This window comes from Mesorhizobium sp. C432A (genome assembly GCF_030323145.1).
GTDB lineage: Bacteria > Pseudomonadota > Alphaproteobacteria > Rhizobiales > Rhizobiaceae > Mesorhizobium.
The window spans coordinates 4843221-4859276 of record NZ_CP100470.1 but is presented as its reverse complement, the minus strand read 5'-3'; the positions used below and the strand labels follow the sequence as shown (position 1 = coordinate 4859276).

The following is a 16056-nucleotide window of genomic DNA, read 5'->3' as shown; positions in this document are numbered from 1 at the left end:
GCATCGCGTCCCCCATGCGGAATTTTCAATGAATATCCAGACAAATCCTGCCCATATCGAAAAGTCCAGCGCCGGCTTCCCGGTCATCACCGAAGAGCCGATACGCTCCAATTTCCTGCCCGAAGAGCGGCTGCGCGCGCTGGGCGAAAGCCTCGCCAAGGGCGACATCAAGGACCTGTTCGGCCTGACGCAGTTCGATTTCCAGGCCCGCATCCGCGACAGCGCCAAGAAAATCCTCGAAGTCTACCGCTCGACCAATGCCGCCCAGGCCAAGGGCGAAACCATCACGCCTGCCGCGCAATGGCTGCTCGACAACAATTATCTCGTCGAGGAGACCATTTTTCAGGTGAAGCGCGACCTGCCGCGCCGTTTCTACCGGCAGTTGCCGACCCTGGAAGTGGCCAACCGCGCCGCGGTGCCGCGCGCGCTGGCCCTGGCCTGGAGCTATGTCGCCCATTCCGACAGTTCGGTTTCGGCGACCATGTTCAAATCCATCGTCGAGGGTTTTCAGTCGGTCGAGCCGCTCAAGATCGGCGAATTGTGGGCGCTGCCGTCGCTGCTGCGCTTCGTTTTGATCGAGAATCTGCGCCGCATCGCCGTGCGCGTCGACCGCACCAGGCAGATGCGCCATATCGCCAACGAGGTCGCCGACCGCGTGCTGGCGACCGACGACAATGCAGACCGCCGGAAGATCCTGTCGGGCTACGGCGCGCATGCGCAGGACACCACCTTCGCCACCCAGTTGCTCTACCGCCTGCGCGACGGCTCGCAGAATGCCGGCAGGGCGCTGGAATGGCTGGAGGTCGAGCTCGAGAAAACCGGCTCCGACGCCGAGGAAATCATCATTTCCGAGCATCGCACGCTGTCCAGCGGCAATGTCACCACCGGCAACATCATCCGCGGCCTGCGCCTCATCAACGACGTCGACTGGACGGTGTGGTTCGAGGGCGTCAGCCGCATCGACACGCTGTTGCGCGAGCGCACCGATTTCGCCGCGCTCGATTTCTTTTCGCGCGACCAGTACCGCACGTCGATCGAGCAACTGGCGCGGCGCTCCGACCTGTCCGAATTCCGTGTCGCCGAAAAGGCCATCGAGCTGGCCAGCCATGTTCCCGGGGTCACCGATGCCTCCGGCGTGCCGGATGCATCAGCCGATCCGGCCATGCATACCGATGTCGGCTTCTTCCTGGTCGGCCCGCGCCGGCCGGATCTGGAAAAGGCGATCGGCTATCGGCCGCCCTTCCATGTGACCTTCAAGCGCGCCTTCACCGCCACGGGCTGGCTCGGCATCGTTGTGCCGGTCTTCCTGCTGACGGTGCTACTGCTGGTTGTCTCCGGCAATGCGCTTGCCCATCTCGGCCTGTCGGTGGAATCCATCACGCTGATGCTGGCGCTGTTTGCGGTGCCTGCCAGCGAAGGCGCGCTCGCCTTCTTCAACACCGTTGTTTCACTGTTCCTGAAGCCGACGCGGCTCGTCGGCTATGACTACAAGCACGGCATTCCGGCGGCATCACGCACCTTGGTCGTGGTGCCGTCGCTGATCGGCTCGCGCGATGATGTCGAGGAAAACATCCGCAACATCGAGGTGCATCACCTCGCCAACACGGCCGAAGAAATCCATTTCGCGCTGCTGTCCGACTGGCCGGATTCCAAGACCGAGATCGACGCCGCCGACATCGAGATCCTGCAATATGCGCGCGACGAGATCGCCAGGCTCAATGCCCGTTATCCCTCGGAAGGCGCGCCGCGTTTCTATATCCTGCATCGCCGCCGGCTCTACAACCAGGCGCAGGGCGCCTGGATGGGCTGGGAGCGCAAGCGCGGCAAGCTGCATGAGCTGAACCTTCTCTTGCGCGGCGACAGCGACACCACCTTCCTGCCGCTCGACGTGCCGCTGCCGGAAAAGGTCGTCTATGTCATGACGCTCGACGCCGACACGCGCACCACGCGCGACGCCGTGTCGTCACTGGTCGGCAAGCTCGCCCATCCGCTCAACCGCCCGCATTTTGACGCGACAAAGCGCGTCGTTACCGCCGGCTACACCATTCTGCAGCCGCGCATCACAGCCTCGCTCACCAGCGGCGACGACGCTTCTTTCTTCCAGCGCGTCTTCTCGTCCAACAGCGGTCTCGATCCTTACGTCTTTGCCGTCTCGGATCTCTACCAGGACGTCTTCAGCGACGGCTCCTTCACCGGCAAGGGCCTTTATCACGTCGACGCTTTCGAGGCGGCGCTGCAGGGCCGCATCGAGGAAAACACCGTCCTCAGCCACGATCTGCTCGAAGGTGCGCTGGCGCGCGCAGCACTTGTCACCGACGTCGAACTGGTCGAGGACTATCCTACCCGCTACTCGGTCGACGCCTCGCGCCACCACCGCTGGGCGCGCGGCGACTGGCAGCTGCTGCGCTTCATCTTCTCGCCGCGTTCCGGCGTGCCGGCGCTGTCGCGCTGGAAGATGGTCGACAATCTGCGCCGCTCGCTGACCCCGATCTTCTGGGTGATGGCGGCGATCGCCGGCTGGACGCTGCTGCCCTTCACGCAGGCCGCGCAGTGGCAGGCGCTGCTGATCCTGTCGCTGTTCATGGCGCCGACCTTCGATGTCGTCAACGCCATCCTGCCCAAGAGCGGCGACCAGACGCCGCGCGGCCATTTCTCCGCACTGGCGCACGACACCGTCTTCGGCACGGCCCTTGTGGCGCTGAAAGTGCTGTTGATGGCGCACAATGCCTGGATGATGGGCGACGCCATCGTGCGCACGCTCTACCGCCTGTTCGTCAGCCGCCAGAACCTGCTGGAATGGCGCACCGCGTCGCAGGCGCACAAGGGCGGCGACAACGATATCGGCTCCTATTACAGCATGATGTATGGCGCCGTGATCATCGGCGTCGTCGGTCTCGCTATCCCCGTGCTGGCCGATTCCACCGGTGCCTTCGTCGCCTTCTTCTTCGCTCTGTTCTGGATCGGTTCGCCGGCGGTTGCCTGCTGGATCAGCCGCTCGGCCGAGACCGAGGACCGCCTGCGCATATCGCAGGCCGACATCCACGCGCTGCGCACCGTGGCGCGCCGCACCTGGCATTATTTCGAAACCTTCGTCACGGCCGAGCACCACAATCTGCCGCCCGACAATTTCCAGGAAAGCCCGGCGCCGGTTGTGGCGCCGCGGACGTCGCCGACCAATATCGGCGTCTACCTGCTGTCGGTGGTGTCGGCACGCGATTTCGGCTGGATTGCGCTCTCCGACGCCATCACCCGCATCGACGCCACGATGACGACCATCGAGAGCATGCCGCGCAACCGCGGCCACCTCTTCAACTGGTACGACACCACGACGCTCAAGCCGCTCTATCCGCTTTACATCTCGGCCGTCGACAGCGGCAATCTCGCCGGACATCTGGTCGCGGTGGCGGCTGCCTGCGCCGAATGGGCGGAAGCCCCGTCCGTTCACCTGCAGGGCGATTTCGAAGGCGTCCTCGACACGGTGAGTATCCTCGACGAGAGCCTCGAGGAATTGCCTGACGACCGCCGGCAACTGCGGCCGTTGCGCCAGCGTCTGGCCGATCGCCTCGATGGCATGCGGCGCGCCGTCATGACCATCAAGGCGCAGCCGGAGATGGCCTCGATCCGCACCATTAACCTGGCCGTGCTTGCCGGCGAGATCCGCAAGCTCGCCACCGCCATCCACACCGAGGCCGGATCGCAGCGCAGCGACATTATCGCCGACTGGGCGGCACGGCTGGAAGCGACCTGCGAGGCGCATGTGCATGACTCGCACAGCGACGAAAACGCCGTCGAAGCCTTGCGCGCCAAGCTGCTGGCGCTGCGCGAACGCTGCCGCCGCTATGCATTCGAGATGGATTTCTCTTTCCTGATGCGTCAGGAGCGCAAACTGCTCTCGATCGGCTACCGGGTCGAGGAGCACCAGCTCGATGAGAGCTGCTACGATCTGCTCGCCTCCGAGGCGCGGCTGACCAGCCTGTTCGCCATCGCCAAGGGTGACCTGCCGACGGAGCATTGGTTCCGGCTTGGAAGGCCGATCGTCGAGATCGGCTTCCAGGGTGCGCTGATGTCCTGGTCGGGCTCGATGTTCGAGTATCTGATGCCGCCACTGGTGATGAAGGAGCCGCAGGGGTCGATCCTCAACCAGACCAGCAAGCTGATCATCAAGCGCCAGATCCAGTACGCGCGTTCGAAGAACGTGCCCTGGGGCATTTCGGAAGCGGCCTACAATGCCCGCGACCGCGAACTGACCTACCAGTATACCAATTTCGGCGTGCCCGGACTTGGCCTCAAGCGCGGCCTTGGCCAGAACACGGTGATCGCCCCTTACGCCACGATCCTCGCGGCGCAGTTCACACCGCGCGAATCCGTCCAGAATCTGGCCAGGCTGCGCTCCATCGGCGCTCTCGGCCGGCATGGCTTTTACGACGCCGTCGACTTCACGCCGCAGCGCGTGCCGGAAGGCACCGACCACGCTGTTGTCCTGAACTACATGGCGCATCACTCCGGCATGTCGATCGCCGCCGTTGCCGACGCCATCTTCGAGGGCCGGCTGCGCGACCGCTTCCACAGCGATCCGGTGATCGAGTCTGCCGAACTCCTGCTGCAGGAGAGGGCGCCGCGCGACATCCCGACCGCCACGGTCAGGACCGAAGCCGACGAGCGCTCGAAGGACGAGACCGAGGTCGAGAGCCCGGATTCGCGCATCGTCCTCGACCCGCTGAGGGCGTTGCGCGCCACCAGCGTCATGTCCAATGGCCGCTACTCCGTCATGGTCTCGGCCACCGGTTCCGGTTACAGCCGCTGGGGCGAACTCGCCGTCACCCGTTGGCAGCCCGACCCGACCGAAGACCGGCTCGGCTCCTACATCTTCCTGCGCGACGCCGGCAGCGGCGACTGGTGGTCGGCCACCGCGGAGCCGAAGCAGGCGACCGGCGAGAGAGTGCAGACGCTGTTTTCCGACGACAAGGCGAGCTTCGTCAAAACAGTGGGCTCGCTTCGTTCGGAGGTCGAATGCATCGTCATCTCGGAAGGCAATGGCGAGGGACGGCGCGTCACGCTCTACAATGACGGCGCCACTGACCGGCATATCGAGGTGACCTCCTTTGCCGAGCTGGTGCTGGGCAACGAAGCCTCCGACAATGCCCATCCTGCGTTCTCGAAAATGTTTATCGAGACCGAGATCGCTGCCAATAACGGCGCCATCTTTGCCACCAGGCGCAAGCGCGAGAAGAACGAGCCTGACGTCACCATGGTGCATTTCGTCACCGATCCGTCCGGGTCGGCGCGCGATGCCGAGGCCGAAACCGACCGCCGTGCCTTCATCGGCCGTGGCCGTACCATCGCGGAAGCGGCGGCCTTCGATCCCGGCGCCAAGCTTGGCGGTCACCACGGCTTCACCCTCGATCCGGTAGCGGCCCTGCGCCGCCAGGTGCGGGTGCCGGCCAACAAGAAGATATCGCTGACCTTCTGGACCGCCGTCGGCGCCAACCGCGCCGAACTGGACGAGGCCATCGCCAGGCTCGACCATCCCGAAAGTTTTGCTCGCCAGGCGATGCTTGCCTGGACGCGTTCGCAGGTGCAGACCCGCCATCTTGGTCTCAGCCTGACCGACGCCGCCAACGTGCAGAAGCTGGCGCGCTTCCTGATCTATCCCGATCCGTTCCTGCGCCTGCCCGGCGAATCCATCGCTTCGGGGCTGGGCAAGCAGTCCAGCCTGTGGCCGACCAGCATTTCGGGCGATTTCCCGATCTTCCTGGTCCGCATCGGCGACGTGGCCGACCTCGAAATTGTCGCCCAGGCGCTGCGCTTCCAGGAGTATATGCGCGCCCGCGGCATGATGATCGACTTCGTGGTCGTCAACGAGCAGGCATCGTCCTATGTCCAGGACCTGCAGCGCGCGGTCGAAACGCTGTGCGAAAACAGCCGCCTGCGCGGCAAGGAACTCGGGCCGCGCCAGCACATCTTCGCCGTGCGCCGCGACCTGATGGACGAGGCGACGTACAAGACGCTGCTGGCGGTTGCCCGCGTGGTTCTGCACACGCGCAACGGCACCATCTTCGACCAGATCGAACGCGCCGAGGCGGCAGCCTTGCAAGCACGCGATGGCCTGCAGCCGGCGGCCCCCGCGTCACTGCGCGAGCCGTCTCTGCCGGTGCCGGCGGCGCCTGCATACCATGCCGCGTCCGACAGCAGCGCCGACGGCAGCGGCCTCAGCCAGTGGAACGGCTTCGGCGGTTTCGAAGGCGATGGCCGTCACTATGTCACGCGTCTCACCGGCCGGCGCACGACTCCGCAGCCCTGGATCAACGTCGTCTCGAACGCCTCGTTCGGATTCCATGTCTCGGCCGAAGGCGCTGCCTTCACCTGGAGCCGCAACAGCCGCGATTACCAACTGACGCCATGGTCGAACGATCCGGTCACCAACCGGCCGGGCGAGGGCATCTACATCTACGATCAGGCCAGCGGCAAGGCATTCTCGCCGCTGGCTGCCGTGGTCCGCGATCCCTCGATGACCTATGAGACATGGCACGGCCAGGGCTTCTCGACCTTCCGATCCAAACGCGGCCCGCTGTCGATGGATCTGACGCACGTCGTCGATCCCGTCGATCCAGTGAAGATCACGCGGCTGCGCATCCAGAACTCGGGCTCGGCGCCGGCGCGGCTGCGCATCTATGCCTATGCCGAATGGGTTCTCGGCAGCCATCGCTCGAGCACGGCTGCGACCATCATCCCGTCCAGGGATCCAGCGACCGGCGCGCTTCTGGCGCAAAACCCCTACGGTCTCGATTTCGGCGACCGGGTGGCCTTCCTGGCCGCCACCGGTCCGGTGCATTCGGTGACAGCCGATCGTGGCGAGTTCATCGGCAGGCAGGGCACCAGCGCCTTCCCGCACACTGTCGTCAGCGGCGCCGGCCTGTCGGGCCGCGTCGAGGCCGGCGACGATCCGTGCGCAGCTGTCGCCAGCGACATCGACATCCCTGCCGGCGGCGACGTCACGCTGGTCTGGCTGCTTGGCGACGCCGCTACATCAGCCGAAGCGAGCGCGTTGGTGCAGACCCATTCGGGCAAGGATTTCGACCAGCGGCTGGCCGATAATGAACGCGTCTGGCGCGGCTTCCTCGACACCATCCAGGTCGAGACGCCCGACAAGGCGCTCGACGCCATGGTCAATCACTGGCTGCCCTATCAGAGCCTGGCCTGCCGCATCCGCGCCCGCTCGGCCTTTTATCAGGCAAGCGGCGCCTTCGGCTTCCGCGACCAGCTGCAGGACACGCTGGCCCTGCTTGCGCATGATCCGAAACTGGCGCGCGACCAGATCCTCAATGCGGCGCGCCGGCAGTTCCCCGAAGGCGACGTCCAGCATTGGTGGTTGCCGCGCACCGACGCAGGCGTGCGCACCATGATCTCCGACGATGTGGTCTGGCTGGCGCATGCCACCAATCGCTACATCGAGGTGACCGGCGATACAGGGATCCTGAAGGAGCAGCTGCCTTTCATCGACGGGCAGGTGCTGGGCGAGGGCGAGCACGACGCCTTCTTCACGCCGGAAATCTCCAAGACGAACGCGTCGCTCTACGACCATTGCGCGCGTGCGCTCGACCTTGCGGTCAAGCGCAGCAGCCCGGCCGGGCTGCCGCTGATCCTCGGCGGCGACTGGAACGACGGCATGAACCGCGTCGGCGAAGCCGGCAAGGGGGAGAGTGTCTGGCTCGGCTGGTTCCTTTTGAAGACGCTGGGCGACTTTACCACCGTGGCCAAGGGGCAGGGCGACACCAAGCGGGCGCAGGCCTGGACAAAACACGCCGATGTGCTGAAGCGGGCGCTGGAAAGCACCGCCTGGGACGGCCAGTGGTATCGCCGCGGCAGCTACGACGACGGCACGCCGCTTGGCTCGCATAATTCGGACGAGTGCAAGATCGACTCCATCGCGCAGTCGTGGAGCGTGCTCTCCGGCGAGGGCGACCCCGCGCGCTCGACCACGGCGATGCAGCAGGCGACGAACCTGCTGGTCGACGACAAGCTCAAGATCGTCAAACTGTTTACCCCGGCCTTCCAGAACACGAGAAAGGACCCTGGTTACATCAAGAGTTATCCGCCGGGCGTGCGCGAGAACGGCGGCCAGTACACCCATGCGGCGACCTGGTTTGTCATCGCGCTCGCCGAAATGGGCCGCACCGACGATGCCTATCGCTGCTTCTCGATGCTGAACCCGGTCAACCATGCGCTCGACGATGCATCGGCCGAGCATTACCGCGTCGAGCCGTACGTCGTCGCCGCCGACATCTATTCCGGTGAGGGCAAGGGCGGTCGCGGCGGCTGGACCTGGTATACGGGCTCAGCGGGATGGCTCTACCGTGCTGCGGTCGAAGGAATTCTGGGCATTGAGCGGCGGGGCAAGCAGATCACGTTCCGGCCGAAACTGCCCAGCCATTGGGACGGCTATTCTGCCACGCTGAAGATGCTGGGGTCGGAGATCAAGGTTCGCGTCATCCGCGACAAAAAGGCCAAATCCATCTCGCTCGAAGTCAATGGAACCAAGACAAAGTCTTCCGGTTTTCAGCCGAAAGCCGGCGACAAGACCGAGGTGGTCGTCAAGATACCCGCGTAAAATCAAAGGCTTCAGGTTATTGACGCGCGCCTTTCGAGGCGCGCGTTTTCTACTTCGGCATGCTCCTGGCGCAGAACGGCGTGCCTTCCCGATAACGGCGGTCCAAGCGTGCAGTGACTAAAAATGTGGCAGCGCCAGCTGCTGCCATGATTTTGCCGCAAGACTGACATTTCACCTTTTATCTCAAACCGTTAGGTGATCACGGCAGATTTCGCAACGTCGTCATCTTTTGTTCGCAGAATGGGAACGGAAGAGGTAGACGGGCATTGTTTTGCGACCCGTTAACCGGTACGTGTCAAGAAATGGTGCGGTGCACAATAATGTTTTGGGCGGAGTAGCTGAAGTGTCACTTCTGCAAATCTACTGGAGAGCGCTGGGTTATCTCGCAGCCGACAGGAAGCGCGTTGCGTTTATCTGCGGTGCGAATGTCGCGCTCGCCATTATCGCCATCCTCGAGCCGATCATGTTCGGCCGGGTGATCGACGCCATCTCCGATAAGGGTTCGGTGTTTTCGACGCTCGCGCTGTGGGCCGGTCTCGGCGCCTTTAACATCGTCGCCTTCGTGCTGGTGGCGCGCGGCGCCGACCGTTTTGCCCACAAGCGTCGCAGCGAGGTGCTGTGCCAGTCGTTCGAGCGCGTGATCACCATGCCGCTCGCCTGGCACCACCAGCGCGGCACCTCCAACGCGCTGCACACGCTGCTGCGCGCCGTCGAGACGCTGTTCAGCCTGTGGCTTGAATTCATGCGCCAGCATCTGTCGACGGCGGTTGCGCTGGCTCTGCTGATTCCGACCGCTATAAGCATGGATCTTCGCATGTCGCTGGTGCTGATGGCGCTGGGCGTTCTCTATGTCGGCATCGGCCGGCTTGTGATGAAGCGCACCAAGGCGGGCCAGGCCGCGGTCGAGCGCCACTACCATCAGGTGTTCGCGCATGTGACCGACTCGGTCAGCAATGTCGCCGTGCTGCAGAGCTACAACCGTCTCGGCCACGAGGCCGATACGCTGCGCCGCTATGTCAAGAACCTGCTCGACGCGCAGAACCCGGTGCTCGACTGGTGGGCGATGGCCAATGCGCTGCACCGCCTGTCGTCGACCATTTCGATGATGGTTGTGCTTTTGATCGGCGCCTATCTGGTCACCCATGGCCAGCTCAAGATCGGCGACGTCATCGCCTTCACCGGCTTTGCCACGCTGCTGATTGCCCGCCTCGACCAGATGTCGGCTTTCGCCAACCAGATTTCCGAAGCCCGCGCCAAGCTCGAGGACTTCTATCACCTCGAGGATTCGGCCGCCGACTCCGCCGAGCCGGACGGCTTGCGCGACCTCACCAACGTCACCGGCCATGTCCGCTTCGAGAATGTCGGCTTCGAGTTTGCCAATTCGCGGCAGGGCGTCGACGACGTCTCCTTCGAGGTCCAGGCCGGGCAGACGGTTGCCATCGTCGGCCCGACCGGCGCCGGCAAGACGACGCTGATCAACCTCTTGCAGCGCGTCTTCTCGCCGTCTCATGGCCGTATCCTGATCGACGGCATCGACACCCGCACGGTGACCCGCAAGTCGCTGCGTCATTCGATCGCCACCGTCTTCCAGGATGCCGGCCTGCTCAACCGCTCGATCGAGGACAACATCCGCGTCGGTCGTGCCGAGGCGACTTATGACGAGGTTCACGCCGCCGCCAACGCGGCTGCCGCGCAGGATTTCATCCTTGCCAAGAGCGCCGGTTACGACACCGTCGTTGGCGAGCGCGGCGGCCAGCTTTCGGGCGGCGAGCGTCAGCGCATCGCCATTGCCCGCGCCGTGCTCAAGGACGCACCGATCCTGGTGCTCGACGAGGCGACGAGCGCGCTCGACGTCGAGACCGAGGACCGCGTCAAGGAAGCCATCGACGAACTGAGGCGCAACCGCACCACCTTCATCATCGCCCACCGCCTGACCACCGTTCGCGACGCCGACCTGGTCGTGTTCATGGACAAGGGCAAGGTGGTCGAGATGGGCGGCTTCGCCGAACTGTCGCTGCGCAATGGCCGTTTCGCCAGCCTGTTGCGCGCCGGCGGCCTGCTCAACGACGAGGAAGTCCGCCGTCTCAGCCGCACGGTGAATATCGAAGCGGCGTAGGCTTTTTTACCTCCCCCATGTGGGGAGGTCGGACCCGTAGGGTCCGGGTGGAGGTAGTGCCCCACCACCCCCACCCCGCTGCTTTGCAGCGACCTCCCCACAAGGGAGAGGGTAAGCACTGCGACAACCGCTCGATTGCCCCGAACGCGCCGCCGGTCTATCTAGACCTTATGAGCGACACCTCCTCACGCCTCGCCGGCTGGACCGACCTCGCCAACCCGACGCGCTTTGTCGGGCTGGCCGACAGGCTGGTGCCGTGGCTGGCGTCGATCGCCGCGATCCTGCTAGCCATCGGTCTCTATATGAGCTTTGCCGCGCCTGAGGATTTCCAGCAGGGCATCACGGTGCGCATCATGTACATCCACGTGCCTTTCGCCTGGCTCGCCATGATGTGCTACACGGTGATGGCGGTCGCCGCGCTCGGTACGCTGGTCTGGCGCCATCCGCTGGCCGACGTCGCGCTGAAATCTGCAGCCCCGATCGGCGCCACCTTCACCGCGCTTGCGCTGGTCACCGGCTCCATCTGGGGCAAGCCGATGTGGGGCACCTGGTGGGTGTGGGATGCCCGCCTGACCTCAGTCTTCATCCTCTTCCTGATGTATCTCGGCATCATCGCGCTGACGCGCGCGCTGGATGACGCCAGCCGTGCCGCCTGGGCCGCCGCCATCATCACGCTGGTCGGCTTCATCAACATCCCGATCATCAAATTCTCGGTCGACTGGTGGAACACGCTGCACCAGCCGGCCTCGGTGTTCCGGCTCGGCGGACCGACGATCGATCCCAGCCTGCTATGGCCGCTGCTGGTGATGGCGCTCGGCTTCACCGTGCTGTTCTTCGCGCTGCACCTGACGGTGATGCGCACCGAGATCCGCCGCCGGCGGGTGATCTCCATGCGCAGGGTGGCGGCAAGGCAGGCCGACTAGCGCGATTTCAAACGGAAGGGACAGCCATGCGCCTGCCGCCAGAAACATTAGCATGTGCTGCTATGTTGCGGTGCGGCAACAAGAATTCTCAAAAGATCGTTCCCGACCTCGCTTTGCTCCTTGATCTCGTTTGCGTTCTTGACAGCTCGGCCGCCAAGCAAGAGTGATATTAGTCACTAGTTGTTGCGAGGGGATTCGACGATGAAACTGTGCCTGCTGGCTGGCGTTTCGACATTTGCATTGGCGCTTGGCTGGAGTTCGGCCTACGCCGCAGACGCGCTTGTCGACGTGCCGAGGGCGGAGGATCTCTGGTACGTCACGCTCTTCGGCGGCGCCAGCTTTGCCAACAATGTGAAGACGGACTACGATAGTGGTCGGTATTCCGTGGATCTTGACAGTGGGTTCGTGATCGGCGGCGCTGTCGGTCGGCGGATCAACGACACGTTCCGCGTGGAAGGCGAACTGTCCTACGCGCGCTACAAGGCAAGCGAGTACAGCTTCAGCTTCCCTCCTGCCGACCAAGGTTCCGGCCCAGCTTCCGGCAATCTGTCGGCCACCTATCTTCTCGCCAACGTCTGGGCCGATGTTGCGCATTTTGGTGATGCCAAACTCTATGTCGGCGGCGGTCTCGGCGCGGCCTATGTTACCGCCGATACTCATTTTGATGGCCACGCCTATGGATACGGGCCTGGCGGCTGGGGTTTCGCCGGCCAGGTGGGCGCCGGTGTTACCTACGCGGTAACGCAGAATGTCGACCTCGATTTCGGTTACCGCTTCAAGGCCGTGACAAGCGTGGATCTAGACGACAATGATGGCGGCGGCACATACGAGAACGCCAAATTGTACTCCCACAATCTCCAGCTTGGCGTTACCCTGAAGTTCTGATTGGTTCGTCGCAGGTCGCGACCGGGATCTGACGGATGCCGCTCTTGCCACGCCGGCAACCCCTGGGTCTGCCGGCAATGATCTCAGCCTCGCTGCCGACCGCCGGTGAGCCGGCGGAAAAGACATTGCAGCGCGGCATCGACCTGCAACGGCGCAAGCGTTTTCGCGAGGCCGAGTTCTGCTACCAGACGGTGCTTCGCACGCAGCCCAAAAATGCCATGGCGCTGAACCTGATGGGCACGCTCGCCATCGAGGCCGAGCATCATGACGCCGCCATTGCCTATATGGAAAGGGCGGTCAAGCTCGAACCGGACAACGCCATCTTCCGCAACAATCTCGGCAATGCCTACAATGTCACCGGCAACGTCGACAAGGCGCGCAGACATCTGAGAAAGGCGATCGAGCTCGACGGAGGGCTCATCGAAGCGCTGTGCAATCTCGGCCGCTCCTATCGTAGCCAGCTCGAGGGCGACATTGCCGAAGGGTTCTATCGCCAGGCGCTGGCTATCGACGGCCAGTCGGTGATGGCACTTGCCGGTATGGGCGATTTGCTCACCGACATTGGCCGGCCGGCCGAGGCGGTCGAATGCTTCAGCAAGGCCCTTGCCATCGACCCGGGCCATGTCGAGGCGCTGGCTGGAATGGCGCTTGCGCGCCGGGCGGTCAAGGACGATCCGACGTTGCCTTTGGTGCTGAAACGCCTGGAATTGCCGACAACCACCGATCGCGAGCGGGTAGTGCTGCACCACGCCGCCGGCAAGATGCTCAACGATCAGCGCGAGTATGGCCCGGCCATCCGCCATTTCGCGAGGGCCAAGGCGATTTCCGGCAATGATTTCGACATCGACCGGCACACCCAGCTTTACGACAGCTTCATCGACACTTTCGACGCTGGCTTCTTCAAGACGCGAGCCAGTTTGGGAAATCCATCCAGGCGCCCGGTCTTCATCGTCGGCATGCCCCGGTCGGGAACGACGCTGACCGAGCAGATATGCGCCAGCCATCGCGATATCTATGGCGCCGGCGAGTTGTCGACCATTCGTTCACTTGCCGGCGAACTTGGGTTCGACAAGCTCGACCCAGCCATTTTCACCAAGGGCATGGCGGCGCTCACTGCGGCCAAGGCCAAGGAGCTTGGATCGAAGTATCTCGACGATCTCAGCAGACGCAACAGCAAGGCGCGGCTTGTCGTCGACAAGATGCCGCATAATTTCGAGCTGCTGGCCTTCATCAGCCTGATCTTGCCGAACGCCCGCATCATCCATTGCCGGCGTGACCCGATGGACAATTGCGCGTCCTGTTTCATGCATAATTTTTCCGAGGCGCACGGCTATAATGCCGATCTTACCAAGCTTGGGCAGTATTACCGGCAGTATGACCGCCTGATGCGCCATTGGACCAAGGTCATCCCGCTGAATATCCACGACATGCCCTACGAAGAAACGGTCGCCGATTTCGAAAATCGCGCCCGTGGATTGATCGGATTCCTCGGCATCGAGTGGGACGATGCCTGCCTGCGTTTCAACGAGACCGAGCGCACCGTGCGGACGCCGAGCCGCTGGCAGGTGCGCCAGCCGATCTATTCATCCTCGGTCGAGCGCTGGAAGCTGTATGGCGACGCGCTGGATCCGCTGAAGGCGGCGCTGGGTCCGGTTTATCCGTCCTGATTTCAGTTGGCCCGAACAACCTCGCGCTCGACGCGCGCTGGCGTAGATTAGACCTGAGTTGCATCGTGCTTTGGGGCCAAATGAAAGCCGAATGCTTTCATGACCGCCAGTGTGGTTTCCAGCGTAGGATTACCGTTTTCGCTGAGCGAGGTATAAAGATGCTCGCGAGCCAAGCCGGTCTTTCTGGCAATGTTGCTCATCCCCTTGGCGCGGGCAACGACACCGAGGGCGGACGCGACGAATTTGGCGTCTCCGGTTTCCATTGCCTCTGCCAGAAACGCCTCGATTGCCGTATCGGAATCGAGCATTTCGGCGGGATCGAAATCATAGATTTTTTCAACCATTGTCGTCACTCCATTCTACGGCCAGGCGCTTTGCTGTCCGTATGTCGGTTTCTTGTGAACTTTTATCCCCGCCGCACAGGAGCAGGATGACCGTTTCACCGCGCTTATGAAATAAACGCGATAGCCGGGCCCATAGTGAATGCGCAATTCACTGATGCCTTCACCCACTGGGGCCACGTCGCCGGGATTTCCTACAATCAAACATTGCAGCCGAACGGCAATTGCCGCCTTGGCTCTTCCGTCTTTCAGCTTTTGGTGCCACCTCCGAAAGGTGGCTGTCTGCTTCAGGATTGCCATGGTGGCTAGTAAGTTATAAATTACAATTCGTCAATGTCGAAATAGGGCGAGCCTCCAAAACGAAAAGCCTCACTCCATCCGCCCACGCGCTTCCACCTTCAGCGTTTCCAGCACCTTGTCACCGTCGATCAGATGCACCTGGTCGAACAGGTTGGTCACGACGCAGCAATGATCAGGCACCACGCGCACGCGCTCGCCAATGCGAAGCTTCGCACCATTTCCAAGCGTGACCGTGCCATGTTCCTCGCTCAAGCTGGTGACGCGGGCGCCGGGCATGCCGAGCAGCTCGCCAAAATCGGGGAGCCCCAGCGTGTCGCTGGACAGCGCCTTGCTGCCGCTGTCGAGGATGGCGCGGGCCGGCGTCGGATGGCTGACCACGGTGGCGAGCACCGTCAGCGCACAATCGTCGAGCGTGCCGACGCCTTTGGCGACCTGGTAACGGTCGAGGTAGATGTAGGTGCCGGGGCGGTATTCGGTCACCGCGCTGTCCTCGCCCGAGCGCCACATGTCAGGCGTGCCGCCGCTGGAGATGCGGTCACAGGCGAGACCCGAGGCCGCGAGCGTTTGTTTGGCGCCGGCCAGCCAGGATTCAGCCTCGGCGGCGCGGCCGGCCGCGGGGTAGGTCATCAGCCCGCCGAAGGTGAGCCCCTTGGCTTGGTCGATCAACTTCGCCAGTGCCAGCGCCTCGGCGGCGCTTTGCACACCACAACGGCCCATGCCGGTGTCGCATTCGACCAGGACGGGCAGGGGGTGCTCTGCATCGGTGAAGGTGGCGGCGAGCCCTTCCAGCGTTTCGCGGCTGTCGGCCGTCACTGACAGTGTCACACGGCCATGCAGCGCCTTGAGGCGCTCCAGCTTGGCGCGGCCAAGGATGTTGTAGGGCAGAAAAATATCGGTCAGCCCGGCATCGGCCATCACCTCGGCTTCGCCGATCTTCTGGCAGGTGATGCCGACCGCACCTGCCGCCACCTGCTTCTTCGCCCAATAAGGCAGCTTGTGCGTCTTGATGTGCGGCCTGAGTTTCAGCCCGTGGCGGTCGGCATGCGCCTGCGCTCGTGTGATGTTGGCTTCGGCGCGGGCTGCGTCGATGAGGATCGCCGGCGTGTCGAGGTCGTCTATGCCTTGCATGAAATATCACCCTGGGAAATCTGGCTGACTTATGGCCCCGATCCGCACGGATGTCATGGGGCCAGCACGCAGTTTGCGTCGACACCGC

Annotated in this window: 7 protein-coding genes and 1 pseudogene; 5 read left to right on the top strand and 3 right to left on the bottom strand. The window is 63.4% G+C overall.

What is annotated here, in order from left to right; translation table 11 throughout:
• Positions 1-28 precede the first annotated feature (28 nt).
• The 5 genes from NLY33_RS23805 to NLY33_RS23785 all read left to right on the top strand — a co-directional run bounded on the left by NLY33_RS23805 (position 29) and on the right by NLY33_RS23785 (position 14199).
• Positions 29-8608, top strand: coding sequence for a glycoside hydrolase family 94 protein (locus NLY33_RS23805; protein ID WP_023705780.1), 8580 nt, complete (start codon positions 29-31; stop codon positions 8606-8608).
• A 343-nt stretch (positions 8609-8951) separates the two neighbouring features.
• Positions 8952-10724, top strand: coding sequence for a glucan ABC transporter ATP-binding protein/ permease (locus NLY33_RS23800; RefSeq protein ID WP_023672897.1), 1773 nt, complete (start codon positions 8952-8954; stop codon positions 10722-10724).
• A 170-nt stretch (positions 10725-10894) separates the two neighbouring features.
• Positions 10895-11647: a heme ABC transporter permease gene (locus NLY33_RS23795; protein ID WP_023672896.1), complete on the top strand. Its 753-nt coding sequence runs from the start codon at positions 10895-10897 to the stop codon at positions 11645-11647.
• 201 nt (positions 11648-11848) lie between these two features.
• Positions 11849-12532, top strand: coding sequence for an outer membrane protein (locus NLY33_RS23790; protein WP_023672895.1), 684 nt, complete (start codon positions 11849-11851; stop codon positions 12530-12532).
• Between the two features lie 77 nt (positions 12533-12609).
• Positions 12610-14199 (top strand): tetratricopeptide repeat-containing sulfotransferase family protein, encoded by a 1590-nt coding sequence (locus NLY33_RS23785; protein WP_023705781.1) that lies wholly within the window; start codon positions 12610-12612, stop codon positions 14197-14199.
• Positions 14200-14246: 47 nt separating this feature from the next.
• Here the strand turns inward: NLY33_RS23785 and NLY33_RS23780 are convergent, their stop codons facing one another.
• From NLY33_RS23780 to NLY33_RS23770, 3 genes and pseudogenes are all read right to left on the bottom strand, one after another.
• Positions 14247-14543 (bottom strand): addiction module antidote protein, encoded by a 297-nt coding sequence (locus NLY33_RS23780; RefSeq protein ID WP_023672893.1) that lies wholly within the window; start codon positions 14541-14543, stop codon positions 14247-14249.
• A pseudogene (locus NLY33_RS23775) lies at positions 14536-14840 on the bottom strand (type II toxin-antitoxin system RelE/ParE family toxin). Before NLY33_RS23775 ends, NLY33_RS23780 begins: the two are co-directional and overlap by 8 nt.
• Before the next feature lie 69 nt (positions 14841-14909).
• Positions 14910-15968, bottom strand: a complete 1059-nt coding sequence (locus tag NLY33_RS23770) for a D-TA family PLP-dependent enzyme (protein ID WP_023705782.1) — start codon at positions 15966-15968, stop codon at positions 14910-14912.
• Between the last annotated feature and the right edge of the window lie 88 nt (positions 15969-16056).

Excerpts from the sequence above, each read along its gene's own strand:
- NLY33_RS23790 (WP_023672895.1), top strand. The coding sequence starts at position 11,849 with ATGAAACTGTGCCTGCTGGCTGGCGTTTCGACATTTGCATTGGCGCTT.
- NLY33_RS23780 (WP_023672893.1), bottom strand. The coding sequence starts at position 14,543 with ATGGTTGAAAAAATCTATGATTTCGATCCCGCCGAAATGCTCGATTCC.
- NLY33_RS23805 (WP_023705780.1), top strand. The coding sequence starts at position 29 with ATGAATATCCAGACAAATCCTGCCCATATCGAAAAGTCCAGCGCCGGC.
- NLY33_RS23770 (WP_023705782.1), bottom strand. The coding sequence starts at position 15,968 with ATGCAAGGCATAGACGACCTCGACACGCCGGCGATCCTCATCGACGCA.
- NLY33_RS23785 (WP_023705781.1), top strand. The coding sequence starts at position 12,610 with ATGATCTCAGCCTCGCTGCCGACCGCCGGTGAGCCGGCGGAAAAGACA.
- NLY33_RS23795 (WP_023672896.1), top strand. The coding sequence starts at position 10,895 with ATGAGCGACACCTCCTCACGCCTCGCCGGCTGGACCGACCTCGCCAAC.